Consider the following 15839-nt stretch of genomic DNA (forward strand, 5'->3'; position numbering starts at 1 on the left):
CGTGAGACAAACGATCATCATAATTATTTCTATACTTACACTCGGTGTTTTTTTCCTGCTGATGCTGGCAGGGATGAGCACGGGTCCGCGTGGTGGAGATACCAGGTTTTCACGGGAGCATATCACTTATAGCAGTCGGGATAAAGCACCCTATGGCAGTTATGTACCTTATAAGCTGCTGGAAAATTTCTTCGATAATAATAAAGCGAAGACCATCACCAAACCATTTGCACAAACCTATCGCAAGGATGAGAACTTTCAGACCTCTTCCAATGATGTATATATTATTGTGGCTGGTAAACTCTATGCTACGCAGGAAGATGTTGATGCCATGCACCAGTATGTAAGTGCAGGTAATAAGTTGTTCATGGTAATAGAGGAGCCGGATTCATTGCTGGAAGCGGCATTTAATTTCAGTACTACTCTCCGGTGGAAACGTAATATAGATTCCATTTTAGAGCAACCTGGGGATACGATAGTAAAGTATATTCATGATTTGCCTTTATTCGCTGCACAGTCTTTTGCTAATCCGGCTTTTGCACCGGATACTTTCTTCTCTGCAAAAGGTATTGCCATGGTAACCGGGCTGGATAAAACAGATACTGCTACCACTACCATACTGGGTACAAATGCATGGCATGAGCCTAATTTTTTCCGTATGAATGTGGGCAACGGGCAATTATTTGTGCTGCTGAATCCCATGACCTGGACGAATAATTTCCTGCTGGAAAAGCAGAACATCAAAGCATTGGAAAACCAGATGGCTTATCTGCCGCGGTATCCGCAGAATGTTTACTGGGATGAATTTTACAAACATCTGAAGTACCGCCAGCGTGGGGATTTCTCCAACTGGCAGGTATTAATGCGGCATCCTGCATTGAGATGGGCATTGTGGCTGGCGGTGTTATTATTGTTGCTGTATGTGTTGTTTGAAGGCAAACGCCGCCAAAGGCTGATCCCTCCAAAACCGGTGCTGGCTAATACTTCACTGGAATTTGCAGAAACACTGGGGCGCTTATATTACCTTCATCACAATAACAGGAACCTGTCCCAGAAAATGATCCAGCATTTACTGGAATACATCCGGAACCATTATTACCTGAATACCGGTCAGCTGAACGATGAATTCGTTGTGCTGTTATCCCGTAAATCAGGACATCCGCAGGAAGCAGTGGCAGCGATGATCACACAGATCCATGCTTTGCGGATGGTGGACAATGTTTCAGATACCGAGCTACAAAATTTCTATAATAGTATCTATCAATTCTATTTAAAAGCGAACTAATGGAAGAAGAAGCAGTAAATACCTTTGAACCCCGCACGGACCTGTCAGCTGTACATGCAGCCATAGCAGCAGTAAAAGCGGAGATTGCAAAAGTGATCGTAGGGCAGCATCAGATGATAGACCTGCTCACGGCGGGATTACTGGCCAACGGGCATATCCTGATAGAAGGAGTGCCGGGTGTGGCAAAAACCCTGGCGGCCAAACTCCTCGCCAGCACCATCGATGCTAAATTTTCCCGCATCCAGTTTACGCCCGATCTCATGCCGGCGGATGTGTTGGGTACTTCTATCTTCAACCCGCAAAGCAAAGAATTCGAATACAAAAAAGGTCCCATCTTCGGCAACATCATCCTGATAGATGAGATCAACCGGGCGCCTGCCAAAACACAGGCGGCTTTGTTTGAGGTAATGGAAGAACGCCAGATCACGAATGATGGTATCTCTCATTTCCTCAACCAGCCTTTTATGGTGATCGCTACGCAGAACCCCATTGAGCAGGAAGGTACTTACCGTTTGCCGGAAGCTCAGCTGGACCGCTTCCTGTTTAAGATAGAAGTGAAATATCCGCAGGTGGAAGAAGAGATAGAGATCCTGAAAGCGGCGAACTTACAACTGAGTGCACATATACTGGATAAAGTAGAAAAAGTGCTCACGGCTACGCAGGTGCAAGACCTGCAGGCAAAAGTGAGAGGCGTATTGCTGGATGAAAAACTGCTGCAATACATTGCCACGCTGGTGAATGAAACGCGTCACAACCCCAGCATTTACCTGGGTGCTTCTCCGCGTGCTTCCATTGCTGTGATGAATTGTGCAAAAGCCATCGCCGTAATGAACGGACGTGATTTTGTAACACCAGACGATATTGTGTTTGTGTTGCCGCATATTTTACGTCATCGTATTATGCTCACGCCGGAAAGAGAAATGGAAGGTATTACACCGGATGATATCATTGCTGAAATCCTTAAAGCCGTAGCGGTACCGCGTTAATATGGAAGCGCCTGCAAGATTTTATTATTCGCTTTTCTTTCACACCCGGCTGTATTTGTCGCTGGGTGCGGTTGTGGTATTTTTTGTGGTGGGGTTCTTTGCGCCGGTTGTATATCCGTTTGCAATTTTGGCGCTGCTGGTGCTTACGGCATTGGTGCTGCTGGATTTCCTGTTGCTTTATGCCGGAGGGCGTGCATTACAGGTGAACCGTAAAATGGCGGAACGTTTCAGCAATGGGGATCATAATGAGGTGAACATCTTTATCCGTAACAAATATAACTTCCCTATCTGGGTGGAGATATTGGACGAATTGCCGTTCCAGTTCCAGGAGCGTAATTTTGTGCGGTATGGTTCATTGAAGAGTAAAGAGGAACAGGTGTTTAATTATAACCTGCGCCCGGTGGAAAGAGGGGAATATAACTTCGGAGCCACACATGTTTTTGTGAAAAGTCCTTTCAGCCTGATCAGGCGGCGTTTTACTTTTGATCATCCGGAGCACGTGAAGGTATATCCTTCTTACATGCAATTACGGAATTATGAATTGTTCTCTTTCAAACATAAGCTCAATGAAATAGGCGTGCATCGCAAGCGTGCTATTGGCCACAGCATTGAGTTCGACCATATCAAGGAATACACGATGGGTGATGATGTGCGCACCCTGAACTGGAAAGCTACAGCCCGCCGCGGAAACCTGATGGTGAATAATTTTACGGAAGAAAGATCACAACAAGTGTATTGTGTGATCGACAAAGGGCGGAATATGAAAATGCCTTTCGACGGGTTATCACTGCTGGATTATGCGATCAACTCTACACTCGTATTCAGCAATGTGGCCTTACAGAAAGGAGATAAAGCAGGACTCATCACTTTTGCCGGTTCGCAAACAGAGATCCTGGCATCGAGTAATAAAAAAGTACAACTTAATAAGATCCTGGACCAACTGTATGGACAAACCACGCAGTGGATGGAAAGCGATTATGAAAGGCTGGGTGTTAATTTACGCGCGTCCCTTTCCCAACGTTCCTTACTGATCCTCTTCACCAATTTTGAATCTGCATCAGGACTGCAACGCCAATTGCCTTACTTAAGGCAACTGGCGAAATATCATTTGCTACTGGTAGTGTTCTTTGAGAATACAGAGATCAAAAAACTCAATGAGCAAAAAGCGGTTGCTGTGGAAGATATCTATATCCAGGTGATCGCACAGAAGTTTGCACATGAGAAAAAACAGATCGTAAGGGAGCTGGCGCAATATGGTATTATGTCCTTACTCACTACACCGGAACATTTAACCGTAGATGTAGTGAATAAGTACCTTGAGCTAAAATCCCGCATGCTGGCTTAACTAAAGCGGCTACAACGGTTCTTCCTTCTCAAAATCCTTCGGCCCCTTGTTACCGAGCTTCGTGAATTTGCGGATGTTATACGTAATATTCAGACTGAGGTAGCGCACATTCTTCCGGTTGTTGGAGAATTGCTCATAGTCTTTCGTTAATTCATAGAAGTTCTTCACGGTAGAACCAAAGAGGTTTTCTACGGTGAAGGCCACATTCATTTTACGTTTGAATAAGTTCACCTGTCCGCGCAAGCCACTGTTGAAACGTGCTTCCTGTTTACCTTGTGCATAGTAGCGCGGGCCGTTATATCTTCCGTTCACAGAGATAGAGAATACACGGATACGGTAGGCTGCCCATACGGTAAGATTGGAGGTCCATCCTTCCACGTGCGCAAACTTATCGCTCACTGCATCTTTTCCTTCTTCTCCGCCATCTGTGAGCGTATTATAGTAACGGATACCTCCGCTGACGTTCATATTGATGGCACCTTTATTATTCTGTATGGCTCTGAAGAAGTGTGAATTCAAAGTAAGATAGAAGCTACGATCCTTCCTGCTGGCAAGGTTCACGAAGGTACTGGTGTTGATGATGGTGGTATCATTGATATGTTCCACTTTGGTATAGCGGGAAATGATATCACCTGCATCCTGTTGTTCCAGTCCTGCTTTGATCTGGTGGCTCTTGATCTGCACGGTATATTCCATCCGGTAGTCCTTTGTGAAGGAAGGGCGGAGGTTAGGATTACCCGTACGGATATTGAAACTGTCAGAAGTATTTACAAATGGATTCAGCTGATCTGGTGTCGGGCGATCCATGTTCCGGTTGAAGTTGAAAGTGAGCTGTTGCTGTTTGTAATCATACTGGAAGTTGATACCCGGAGAGAAGTTGGTGTACTTGAACGGTACGCGGCTTCTCAGAGAATCCAGCAGGGCCATCTGGTCAAAGAGCTGGATCCCGGGATTGAAGCGGAGGTTGGCCATGTGATCTTTCCAGGGGCTGTAATTAACCCCCAGGGAACTACGCACTTCATAGGTTTCATTGTTGAAACGGTTACCGGCATATTCTTCTTCAGAATTGGAACCACTGTAGCCTAACCTGGTGGTGATGTTGTAACCCAATTTCCTGCTGCGCTTTCCTACTGCGGCACTTACAGCATAATTCTGATCGAATTTTGTATAGTCTGTGGATAGCTGCGGTGCAGGCAGCAATTCAATATCATTCACATTCTTGCGGGTAGCGAGATTGCGATTACCTCCTCCACTCATGTCGATGCTGGCACTCAGATCATAATACTTGCCATCAGAGAGGGGTTGGCGGAAATGGAAGTTTCCACGCATGCTGAAACTACCGTTGCGCCGTTTGTTCCTTTGCAGGGAAGTGTCTGAAGATAACAGGTAGAAATAGTCATTATTGCCATATCCATTGCCATTATTCTTCGTAAAGTTGAAACCTGCTTCCAGTTTCTTATCCCGCAGTTCATACTCTTTTATATAGTTCCAGTCTGTTACAGCACGATAGCCGTTTGACCGGTTCACGTTGTTCTGGTTCTTTTGCATAGTGGGCTTATGGGCGAAGTCACTATTGGTACTGTTGTTGGAACTGTTGCTGCCATCACCCGTCCAGCCGAGGGTTACAGAGCCCTGGAGTTTTTCTTTCTCCGTGATCTTTAATTCATACCGGCCGTTGAGGTTGTGGTTGTAATTATAAGAGGTCCGGAAATTTTTCTGTTCGAGGAAAGAAGTATCACCTCCGGGAACTTTCGGGAAATAACTGCGGGAGAGATAAGTACTGTCTGAATTATATACTCCGTTATTAAAATAGGTGACCTGGAAAGGTGCCAGGTTGAGGTTGTAACGCATTTTTGCATTCAGGTTCTTTCTGCTGTCCATGCCGGCAGTGAATGCTGCAGAGTAACCTCTGAACTGGATCTTGCGGGTAATGATGTTAATGTAACGGATATTGGTACGGCCTTCTACCAGTGCCTGTTCAGCTTCTACCGGATCAGGGGGTACTTTCAGTACTTCGATCCTTTCTATCATAAAAGAGGGCAGGTTGTTAAGGTAGCTGTTGTAGTCCATGCCGGTGAGGGCTATGGGCCTGTCATCCACATAAAACTTCACCCGGTCCTTACCTTCCATGGTGATATTATTATTAGCGTCTATGGTGATACCGGGAACATATTCCAGTAATTCCATACCTGTACCACCTGGCAGGAAGTTTTCGTCCGGGGTGAAAATGATGCTGTCCTTATTCATGGTGAACATCTTCTTCTGGCTAACAACGGTCACTTCTTTCAGGGTACGGGAGCCTGTTTCCATCAGGATGGTACCCAGTTCCCACAGAGAACGTTCTGCATTCACTTTCACGTTCAGGAAATAAGGGGCAAAGCCCATGGTACCGATCCTTACAATATAATTGCCGTAAACAACTGGTTTTATAATAAAAGCCCCCCGCTCATCGGCAGCGGCGCCGGTGACTACAGTAGAATCGTCCTCGTTGAGCAGGGCGATGGTAGCAAATGGAATGGGTTCCTTATTGGAGGCCTGCAAAACTTTTCCTTTAACAGTACCGGTTTCGGTATCCTTATTAGAAGGGGGTTGTTGTGCTTTTACTTCGTTAGCTAACATACATCCGAGCAAACAAACGCTTCCGAAAATGGTTGCAATGCTGCCATTTGGCTTAATATTCATCTAAAATATATATAGGTTGATGTCCGAAAAATACTACCCCGCATCCAGTAAATAGTAACAATTACACATAAGCGGGATAATCGGGATAAATGGTAGGCTGTATCTCTTTCTCCCCGAAAGGGGTTGTCTAATGATTATGAGTCGTCTGGTTCTAGTAACTATATGACGTCAAACCACTATAAATCCTGTACAACAGCAGGAGTTTTTTTAACAAGAGAACATTTTCTGTTGGTTTGGGGGAATTGAGTATCATTTTCGGATCAGCCGCTGGTCGATCAGTTTCATCAGTTCGTCCCGGTGATTTTTGCTGACGGGGATCTTGTGGGTGCCGCAGGTGATCTCATTTCCGGAGAAGGATTGGATCTTATCCGCTGCCACAATGTAGGATTTATGTACCCGGAGGAATTTTCCGGGCGGGAGCTGGCTTTCCGCAGATTTGATGGTAGCCAGGGTCATGTATTTGCCCTGGGCCGTATGGATGGTGATATAATTTTGGGCTCCTTCAATGAAAAGGATCTGTGCGTAAGCGATCTTTTCAAAGCCATGGCCGGTTTTGATAAATAGATGGTCTGCTGTTACGGGGGCATCTGTAGTGGGTTGCATTAATGCCCTGGCGCGGTTAACAGATTGCAGGAAACGTTCCGGTGTAATGGGTTTTACGAGGTAATCCAGCACATTGAGCTCAAAACCTTCCAGCGCAAAATTGGGATAGGCCGTGGTGATGATCACCAGGGGCTTTACAGTAAGACTTTTCAGGAATTCAATACCCCTGATCCGTGGCATCTGGATGTCCAGGAACATGAGGTCTATTTTCTCTGCGGCCAGTACTTCATTGGCTTCCATGGCATTGCTGCATTGGGCCACCAGCTGGAGAAAGCCGGTGTCTTTTACCAGCAGTTCCATGCCTTCCCGGGCAAGGGGCTCATCGTCTACTATGATGCAACGGATATTCATGAGAGTTGGATGCTAAGTAAAACTAAATATTTTTTCGGGCTGTCGTAGATCTTGAGTTTGTGCTGGTGGGGATAAAGCAGTTCCAGTCTTCGTTTTACATTTATCTGCCCAATCCCTCCTGCCTCCTGCTGCGTGGGCATTTCGTCTTTGCTGTTCTCTATCCGTAAGGTAAAGGTATTGTTTTGCCTGTCCATCAGGATGTGAATGTAATTCTCTTCTTCGGACGATAAATGTTTGAAGGCATTTTCCACAAAGGCAATGAGCAGCAGAGGGGCAATGGAAAAATCCTTTACACTTTCCTTCACTTCATAATTGAGCTGTACGGTATTGCCTTTGCGTAATTTCTCCAGTGCAATGTAATCATTCATATAAGCAATCTCTTTCTCAATGGGGATGGTTTCTGAATTACACTCATATAACTGGTAACGCATCATGTCTGAGAATTTGGCGAGTGTTTGGGCGGCTGTTTCAGGATCTTTGCGGATCAGTACGTAAATGCTGTTGATGGCATTGAATAGAAAATGTGGGTTCATCTGTGTACGCAGGAAACGTAACTCCTGTTGCATCTGCTGTTTCTCGGCCTGGTTGTTCCGCCTGTCTGCCACTACTTTGTCCTTTATGATCTTGGCGGCTATCAGGAACACAGATGAATAACCATTCGCCATCAGCACATAATTGAAGAAAGCGCTGAAGCCGTGGTTTCCCGGAAAGAAAATAAAATTAGCGCCTGCAATAAATAATGTACAGACCAGGATAGATAATACAATGGCTATGGCAAATGTCCAGTATCGCCGTGGGTGGAAGTAACGGGGCACTATCCAATACACGCCGAAGTATATACAGGTACCCTGCCCTATCATCCAGAAGAAAATAGACAGGACGGCATCCCCAAACGTGATGTGATTGAGCTTCATGGAAAGTGGCACCCAGAAGAGGGCATAACCGATCCAGAAAAGGATATGGAGGATCTTGTATTTGTAGATATACTTCATAACTGCCAAACTAGTGCGGTTCCTGTAATGTAGCAATCTTAATTGATGAAATGGGGGGATGGAAGGATGAACTTGCTGGGTTGGGAAATGCTTTTGGGGTTAAGCCCTCTTCATTCATGATATCCTTGAATGGGGGCTTTTCATCCTGTTGCTGCTCTCAATGGTCAATCCTGTTTTCCCATTCCGGGGGGCAGGTGTTCCTTTGCTCAATAAATCTAACATATGAAAACACTCTTCTTCCTGCTATTCATTTCTGTTACCACATTTGCACAGCAACCCTCCTTTGGTGTAAAGGTAACAGGGAAGGGCAAACCCATGATATTAATCCCCGGCCTTTACAGTGGTGGTGGCGTTTGGGATGAAACCGTTGCCCATTACGCATCTCATTATGAATGCCATGCCATCACCCTTCCCGGTTTTGCGGGGCAGCCTCCTATTGTTGCAGATAGTATATTACAGGAAGTCACCCATCAGCTGGCGGCCTATATCAAACAACATCAGCTGAAAAAGCCGGTTATTGTAGGGCATAGCCTTGGAGGATATCTCGCACTTAACCTCGCTATTTACTATCCGGCTCTTACGGGAGACCTGGTGATAGTAAGTTCAGCTCCTTTCCTTCCTGCATTAAGTATCAGCCCTACCATTACAGAAGATAGTGCGAAAGCCATTGCCACACAGATCCGTAACGGGATGAAGAATATGACCCCTGCCCAGGTGAAAGGTTCCCAGCAATATATGTTGCCCACTATGATGAATGATAGCGTGAAAGTTGCGCAGGTAACGGAAATGGCGGTTCGTTCAGATATTCCCACACAGGCACAGGTAATGTATGAACTGTTCTCTATAGACCTTCGCCCGTTGGTGAAAAACATCACTTCCCGCATACTGGTGGTGGGCGATTGGTATGGTTACAGGAACTATGGTGCTACCCGCCAGGTAACACAGGAAAGATTGGAAGGGCAATTCAAACCGGCTAAAAGTGTGAAGATCGTGATCACGGATACCGCGAAACATTTCATTATGTTTGATGAACCGGTGTGGTTCTTTGCTCAAGTGGACGAATTCCTTAAGAAATAATTGATAATCAGTAAATTGTACCGCCTCGCCTGTGTGCTGAGGCGGTTTTTCTATTATAAGGAAACCATTGATACATAATATTTTGCCTGATTTTCAGTTATAATACAAATCAAAATCCCGGTCCCACTTTCCTATGTTCCTAACGAAGAAGCATATATTATTCATATCCGCTCAATTGCTATTGCTCTCTTACGGCAAAGGCCAGAACCTCGTCCCTAATCCCAGTTTTGAAGATGTGAATATTTGTACGGAATATAATGCTCCCTGTGCTCCATCGGCCTGGGAAAGTGTTGCGCCGGAAAGTATGAAACTGGAATACATGTATAATGCGGTTACGGTAGCGGGGAATAATTTTATCAGGCTGGTATATGCTTCTCCTAATCAGGCACGCAACTATGCGCAAACACAATTACTCTGTGCTTTAGAAAAGGGCCGCAAGTACCGCATTACGCTGGTAGCCGGGAAAGATGGACCCGGTGTTCCTGAACTGGATATTCATTTTGATACTACTTACATTTTCCAGGAATTCGCAGGGCCTTTGATGGATCTGGATCATTTGAGAACGACTGCAAAAGATGTGATCAAAGAAACAAAAGGGGAGATCAATTTTTATACGCTTCAGCAGGAGTTTACGGCTACGGAGGACTATGGGTATGTATTGATCGGCAGCTTGCAACAAGGAGCTTTCAGTGTGAAAAAAGAATATTATTATATAGACAGCATCAGCATAACACCTGTAGGAAAACAGGAGCCGCTTTGTGAAAATGCGGAAACGATCAAAGCGAAATTATATGCGCAACATCGCCGGCATGCCATTCCTACTGCTTTCTATTGGCGGATGCAGCAGGCATTGAGAAAGCCTGAATTGCCGGTAAAATGTGTGACCATCCTAGCAAAGGACGAAAAGGTTTTTACTGCCAGAGGTCGGGGAATGGAGCCAGAGGCTGCTGCCAGGCTGGATTCCGTTATCCGGTTGTATGATCCTGCTTTAGGGATGAAGGTAAATATCACGGGGCATTCTGCGAAGTCAGATTCCTATAATTTCAATAAGGTGGTGTCTTTGGAAACGGCGCGGAAGATTGCGGATATCCTTGTGCACAGGAACGGATTTAGTTATGATGATGTGGCTATTGACGGGAGAGGTAATACTATGCCACGTTTTGATGCGGGTACAGACGAAGGCAGAGAAGGTAATACTTATGTAACGCTTGAATTTTGCATCCCTCAACAGGAGCGGGTAGCGGTGAAAGAGGTTCCGCCTCCCAAACCGGATACGCTCGTAATTCCGGATGTATTATTCAAATTCAATAGCAGCGAGCTGAATGCAAAATTGTATAACTCACTGGATAGTTTAATTTTCAAGATACCACAGGAAGAAGCTATACAGCTGCAATTACTGGGGCATACGGATAATGTGGGGACGGATGAATACAACATTGATCTTTCCCGCAAGCGGGCAATGTCTGTGGCGGCTTATCTGAAGAAGAAGGGGCTGGGTGAGGTTATCAGGCATGTGGCGGGGATGGGGGAAGCTTACCCTGTTACAGAAAATGATACACCGGAAGGGAGGAAGAAGAACCGGCGGGTGGAGATCATTATTTATAAAGGGGCAGATTAGTTCAGGAGAAATTACCGAGGCAGGCAATTATAAGAAAAGGCCAGTCAACGTTAAGTTGGCTGGCCTTATGTATTTGGTGCTAAGAGGTGATTTTTTTGATTTGGTTAGTGCGTGTTGGCTGGTTTTATGCATTGTTGGCCCAGAGGAGGAGTTTTTTGATTGGTTAGTGCGTGTTGGCTGGCCTTATGCATTGTTGACCCAGAGGGGGAGTTTTTTATTTAGATAATAAAGAAAGCCCGGAGAGGAGCGTTTTTTAAGGGCAATAAAAAAAATGGGGTGTTTTTTGCGGCATTAAAAAAGGCAGGTTTTAATTCAATCAATAAAAAAACCCCGCTCACCGTTTACGGTGAGCGGGGTTTTAAACAGTTCAAATAGAAAAATCACTTAGATAAATAAGAGCGCAGCATCCAGGCCATTTTCTCATGCTGGCGCAGGAGGCCCGTAACGAAGTCACTGGAGCCAAGGTCTTTTTGCTTGTCACTGAATTCAGTGATCAATTCCCGAAGATTGCGAATGATGGTTTCATGATCATCCAGCAGGTTCTTGATCTGCTCGGATTGTTTGTTGGTGTACTCAGGTTCCAGCAGGTTGGTGAGTTTCAGGAAATCTACCAGCCGGCCTGTACTGTAATGGCCTATCATACGGATCCTTTCCGCTACTTCATCAATGATCTCTGCCAGGTCGCCATACTGTTTTTCAAAGAAAAGATGCATCTCAGAAAAATTGTCTCCTACTACATTCCAGTGGTAGTTGCGGGTTTTGGTGTAAAGGATGTGTTCATCCGCCAGTAATACCTGCAATTTTTCTGCTACTTCCTGTAAATGCTTCTCGGCTACTCCAATGTTTACTTTCATGGTTATAATGTTTTTTGGGTAAAAAATTTAGACGCGTTATAATTCGATCAGGGCATAAACTTTATCATTCAAATACCGCCCGCCCGGGTGCATAGCAGAGTAATCCAGGTTGATCCAGTACTCTCCTTTCATCTCATGATAATATAACTCTTTTACAGGGGGATTGTTGAATAAAAGCACAATTGCCTGCTTTAATACCTCAAAATCCTGTGCATTGCCACAATAAAGTTCCGGATAGGCATGCCCCCTGATCAGTACAATCCGTGTTCTGGCTCCTATAGACTGCAAACAGGAAGCGACCAGGATAGAGTGATCATCACAATCTCCCCCCAGACCATTCCGGATCGTTTCCATGGGAGTGGCAAAGTATTCATCCCGCTGGCTGTCGTTCACATATTTAAAATTCTTTCTAATATGAGACCAGAGGGAAAGGTACCGGACGATCTTCCCGTACTTCGGCCAGTATTCATCAAAATTAGCGACAGAATATTCAACAGAAAAATTACGTACGGTAGAGTCCTGGTAATTGATCTTTTCCCGGATGCCCCGTACCGTTTTATCTACATATGTTTCCACTTTACGGGGATAGAAACTGAGGATGTCCAGCTGTTTGCTATCTCTTGTACCCCAGTTACCCTGTACCATACCCTGGTAATCATTGATCACATTGGTAAAAGAATAGCGGCCTGTGAGGGTATTGAACACCATCACGCCGGCTACCAGTACAAAAGCGGGAATGATCAGGGGTTTGAAGACCCATAAGAGGATGCGGGTAAATAAAAACGCAATGAGGATAGAAACGAAGAGGTCAATGTGCCATTGGCCCAGCTGGATAACAGGCATGAACCGGTTGATATAGGGTGCCAGTGGCAGCAAAGTCAACAGGCTCAGCAGGTTCAGCAAGAAGTGCTGGAAGGTTGTGTATTTGCTTTGGTCAATGGGCATTGCGGAGATTAGTACCGCAAAATTATGCCAATTATGCCGTACGAAACCTTAAACATTTATTAAAGGTTCCGTACGGCTTACACATGCGCATCAGAGAAAATGGGGTAAAGCCTGTTTGAAAGAAGTGCTTTCCCGGATGGATTCAATTTTCTGCAATGCGTCCTTCTTCTGCTTGTCCATTTGAAGGTGTTGGTATATTCGGTTAAGTACCCCGTAGTTAAGGAGGGCGAAAATCTTGAAGTCGAGTTTTTGGGCGGTATCCATGGCAGACTCTGCTGCACGGATGGCTTTGTTGAAATCATTCTCTTTATAATAGATACCGGCTGCGATGATCTTTTGCAATGTTTCCAGGTGGCGCCCATTGAAAAAGTCCGTCGCGTAATATTTCAGGATACGTTCCACGTGGATATTGATCCTTTTGGCAGAGGCAATATCTCCTGTATCCAGGTGGGCCTGTGCTTTCCAGCATAACATCATGAGGCGGAAAGGATCCGTTCTGTTATAGAGGATGGAAGGGTGTTCTTTGAATAAGCGCTGTGTGAAGTTCAGTAACTGTTGGGGATCTCCGAGTAACAGGAAGGTGAAACAGATAGCGCGGTAAACAGCTTCTTCGCTTACGGTGAATGGCTGCCTCTCCGGGAAACTCCAGCATTGAGCATAATGATAGATCTTATCCCGGGCGGCTTCATTCATGATCCCGAACTTCAGGTATTCATAGATAAAGAGGAACGCTTCGTAAGGATTGATCCACATGGCCATGACGGTATCATCTGCCATACAGAGCTTTTTGATATTGGCGAGTTCTATTTCACATTGTTCTGCATCCAGCTGCATTAAGGCCATTACAAAAAGGTTGCAGCGGATCTTCAGTTTGTCTTCCGGCGATTCTGCCATACCCAGCAGGGTATTCAGCATCTTCCGTTTTTTGAAATGGATGAAATCGTCGCTGATGAAATTGCTGATGGGGTTCTTGCGAAAATAACCAGGTGGGAAGATCCTTGATAATTGTGGTTGATGATTGCCTTCCTGCTGGTAGTGTAATACAACATATTCCAGCAGATGTGCTTTACCCATTGTGCTTAGCGGCTGCTGGAATATGTATTGAATACCCGCCACCTGATCGTTGTTGATAGCATACCGCATTAACCATTTGAACACGGAAATACGGAAGGGTGATTGGGGGAAATAATCCATCACTGTCTGCACCATTTCTTCAGATACTTCAGAACCGTGTTGCTGAATGAAATGCATGGCGGTAAAATATTCCAGCAGGAAATTATGTGCAAAGCGGATCTTCACGTTGAACATGATCTCCTGGCTGAGGTTTTCTTCTACCAGTATATTATCCGCTATCAGTTCTTTATAAGCGGGGAAGAGATCTGCATTTTGATTGAGCAGTTTGCTTTTATCTGTATAAAGACCATCCCTGCCCATGTCCAGCAACACCAGTAGTTTTTCAATGATCTTTATTTTAAAGGCATTGTTGGGGGAATTGAAAACGCGGTTCTGGATGAACCGGGAGATGATCTCGTAAAGGCTCAGGTTTTCATCTACGAAAGATTGATCCGGTGTGCTGCTAAGCTGACAAAACAATTGCAGGTAATACGGATGCCGCAGTTTTTGCAGGAAATTTTCGGAAAACAATCTTACGGTGGCAGGTTCGTATTCGCAATTATAGAGTACGGATTTCACTTCCTGTTCTGTGAGCAGGGGGATATTCGTATTAGTTTCCTCATCCATTTCAGGGCCCAGGTACCAGTATTTGCGGAATGCCGGGTATTGTGTGGATTGCTGGAAAACCTCTCCCCATGTGCTGGAACGAATGGAAAGGATCACTTTTACCCAGGTGTGCTGGTCGTTAGAGTACACAAAGTCCTCCAGTTTATTATACAACATCTTCAATTTATCAGCGCCCATGGCTAATTCATCAAAGCCATCTATAATAAGGATGAGCCTGCCGCCTTTTTCATGGGCGTTGGCGCTGAAGTATTCCCGGAAGTTTTCTCCGTTGCCAAGGTTGAGCTGATTATCCAGCCAGGCGGATAAAGAAAAACCTTTTACTAACAGGCTGCCAGCCGCATGGGCATTGATGAACCAGCAGATATCCTGTTGATATACGGGATCCCTTCCAAACCAGAAATGTTCCGCTGCATGAACGAGGGCCATTGATTTTCCCCAGCCGGCAGGTGCAATGAACACCGTGGCGGCATAGTCGCTTTCCAGGAAACGTTCAATATGTGAGAGGCAATACTGGCGGGGAACAGTATGATCAAAGGGAACGCCGCAACGGTTCTTTAGTGTAAGCAAAGTATAATGGGAAACGGCGGCGGCGCGTTTTTTTACATCGGCCCATCTGGAATGATCGGTGGTTTGTGCAGAAGGGCGGAGTGTTTTCTTATAATAATGCGTCTGAAATTCTTCCCAGTCTTTGAACCTGCAGTATTGTGCGAGTGTGTTGAGGGTATAGCGTGAGAAGCTATGTTGCGTAACCGCAAAGCCAAATACCCTCTTCAGGGTAGTCTCACTAACAAGTTTGCCAGTGTGATTTAAGATAGCCTGTGCAAGGTGTTTACATTGGTTTGGCTGTAGATTGTCCACCCCAAATTGACGTAACACCTCATTCTGTAACGTAATGATAAAGTCGTAGGACAGGTCGATCATAAGGGAACAATTAATGGAACAAAAAAGATGAATTTGGATCGGGTACAATCGTGTAGATACGTAGAAAAATGAACATGCGGATTTCGGTTTTTTAAAATGAATAAACTGAATGGACTGCATTTCAATGAACGTAGATGTATTTACATCTAAAAATCAGGTACTTACGGCAATAAATGGTAGCATAATTTTTTTGATATTTTTTTCTTCTTAATGAATCCAGGTATAAGACGTCATTCATTTCATGTAGGATACCTAACTGTGTTATTCAGAGTGAATCGTTATCGATTTTTCACAAGGTTATGACCCATTAATGACAGTAGACGCCTGTTTACCTAATATATAGACTTGTTCGTGTTCAATACACACATTGAACACACTTTGTTTTGATTTCTTTCAAAATGAACAAAATGAACAGAATTCATTCACTTTGAACAGAGTGG

Annotated in this window: 11 protein-coding genes; 5 read left to right on the top strand and 6 right to left on the bottom strand. The window is 44.9% G+C overall.

Annotation, left to right across the window (positions count from 1 at the left end):
- Position 1 precedes the first annotated feature (1 nt).
- The 3 genes from GFS24_RS16490 to GFS24_RS16500 are packed head-to-tail and all read left to right on the top strand — an operon-like array spanning position 2 to position 3616.
- Positions 2-1285, top strand: a complete 1284-nt coding sequence (locus tag GFS24_RS16490) for a DUF4350 domain-containing protein (RefSeq protein WP_153661124.1) — start codon at positions 2-4, stop codon at positions 1283-1285.
- Entirely contained in the window at positions 1285-2271 is a 987-nt protein-coding gene (locus tag GFS24_RS16495; protein WP_153661126.1) for a MoxR family ATPase, read from the top strand. Before GFS24_RS16490 ends, GFS24_RS16495 begins: the two co-directional genes overlap by 1 nt.
- Position 2272: 1 nt before the next feature.
- Entirely contained in the window at positions 2273-3616 is a 1344-nt protein-coding gene (locus GFS24_RS16500) for a DUF58 domain-containing protein (RefSeq protein ID WP_153661128.1), read from the top strand.
- Positions 3617-3625: 9 nt separating this feature from the next.
- Here the strand turns inward: GFS24_RS16500 and GFS24_RS16505 are convergent, their stop codons facing one another.
- The 3 genes from GFS24_RS16505 to GFS24_RS16515 all read right to left on the bottom strand — a co-directional run bounded on the left by GFS24_RS16505 (position 3626) and on the right by GFS24_RS16515 (position 8244).
- Complete coding sequence (locus GFS24_RS16505) at positions 3626-6298, bottom strand: outer membrane beta-barrel protein (protein WP_153661130.1); 2673 nt, start codon at positions 6296-6298, stop codon at positions 3626-3628.
- Positions 6299-6547: 249 nt separating this feature from the next.
- Positions 6548-7252 (bottom strand): LytTR family DNA-binding domain-containing protein, encoded by a 705-nt coding sequence (locus GFS24_RS16510; protein WP_153661132.1) that lies wholly within the window; start codon positions 7250-7252, stop codon positions 6548-6550.
- Positions 7249-8244 carry a sensor histidine kinase gene (locus GFS24_RS16515; protein WP_153661134.1) on the bottom strand — a complete coding sequence of 332 codons (996 nt, stop codon included), beginning with the start codon at positions 8242-8244 and terminating at the stop codon, positions 7249-7251. The genes GFS24_RS16510 and GFS24_RS16515 overlap by 4 nt, the downstream gene beginning before the upstream one ends.
- Before the next feature lie 222 nt (positions 8245-8466).
- On the opposite strand from GFS24_RS16515, the gene GFS24_RS16520 reads away from it, so the two are divergent.
- Together GFS24_RS16520 and GFS24_RS16525 are read left to right on the top strand one after the other, a co-directional pair.
- Positions 8467-9321 (top strand): alpha/beta fold hydrolase, encoded by an 855-nt coding sequence (locus GFS24_RS16520; protein WP_153661136.1) that lies wholly within the window; start codon positions 8467-8469, stop codon positions 9319-9321.
- 133 nt (positions 9322-9454) lie between these two features.
- Positions 9455-10939: an OmpA family protein gene (locus tag GFS24_RS16525; protein ID WP_153661138.1), complete on the top strand. Its 1485-nt coding sequence runs from the start codon at positions 9455-9457 to the stop codon at positions 10937-10939.
- Positions 10940-11319: 380 nt separating this feature from the next.
- Here GFS24_RS16525 and GFS24_RS16530 read toward each other — a convergent pair whose 3' ends face one another.
- The 3 genes from GFS24_RS16530 to GFS24_RS16540 all read right to left on the bottom strand — a co-directional run bounded on the left by GFS24_RS16530 (position 11320) and on the right by GFS24_RS16540 (position 15399).
- Positions 11320-11793, bottom strand: a complete 474-nt coding sequence (locus tag GFS24_RS16530; protein WP_153661140.1) for a Dps family protein — start codon at positions 11791-11793, stop codon at positions 11320-11322.
- A 36-nt stretch (positions 11794-11829) separates the two neighbouring features.
- The gene (locus GFS24_RS16535; protein ID WP_153661142.1) at positions 11830-12738 is read right to left on the bottom strand and encodes a transglutaminase domain-containing protein; all 909 of its coding nucleotides are present in this window, start codon (positions 12736-12738) and stop codon (positions 11830-11832) included.
- 90 nt (positions 12739-12828) lie between these two features.
- Positions 12829-15399, bottom strand: a complete 2571-nt coding sequence (locus GFS24_RS16540) for an NACHT domain-containing NTPase (RefSeq protein ID WP_153661144.1) — start codon at positions 15397-15399, stop codon at positions 12829-12831.
- Between the last annotated feature and the right edge of the window lie 440 nt (positions 15400-15839).

It is taken from the genome of Chitinophaga sp. SYP-B3965 (assembly GCF_009647655.1).
Classification (GTDB): Bacteria; Bacteroidota; Bacteroidia; order Chitinophagales; family Chitinophagaceae; genus Chitinophaga.

Bases quoted from the DNA above. Each gene is read 5' to 3' on its own strand.
- GFS24_RS16495 (WP_153661126.1), top strand. From the start codon at position 1,285: ATGGAAGAAGAAGCAGTAAATACCTTTGAACCCCGCACGGACCTGTCA.
- GFS24_RS16500 (WP_153661128.1), top strand. From the start codon at position 2,273: ATGGAAGCGCCTGCAAGATTTTATTATTCGCTTTTCTTTCACACCCGG.
- GFS24_RS16505 (WP_153661130.1), bottom strand. From the start codon at position 6,298: ATGAATATTAAGCCAAATGGCAGCATTGCAACCATTTTCGGAAGCGTT.
- GFS24_RS16510 (WP_153661132.1), bottom strand. From the start codon at position 7,252: ATGAATATCCGTTGCATCATAGTAGACGATGAGCCCCTTGCCCGGGAA.
- GFS24_RS16515 (WP_153661134.1), bottom strand. From the start codon at position 8,244: ATGAAGTATATCTACAAATACAAGATCCTCCATATCCTTTTCTGGATC.
- GFS24_RS16520 (WP_153661136.1), top strand. From the start codon at position 8,467: ATGAAAACACTCTTCTTCCTGCTATTCATTTCTGTTACCACATTTGCA.
- GFS24_RS16525 (WP_153661138.1), top strand. From the start codon at position 9,455: ATGTTCCTAACGAAGAAGCATATATTATTCATATCCGCTCAATTGCTA.
- GFS24_RS16530 (WP_153661140.1), bottom strand. From the start codon at position 11,793: ATGAAAGTAAACATTGGAGTAGCCGAGAAGCATTTACAGGAAGTAGCA.
- GFS24_RS16535 (WP_153661142.1), bottom strand. From the start codon at position 12,738: ATGCCCATTGACCAAAGCAAATACACAACCTTCCAGCACTTCTTGCTG.
- GFS24_RS16540 (WP_153661144.1), bottom strand. From the start codon at position 15,399: ATGATCGACCTGTCCTACGACTTTATCATTACGTTACAGAATGAGGTG.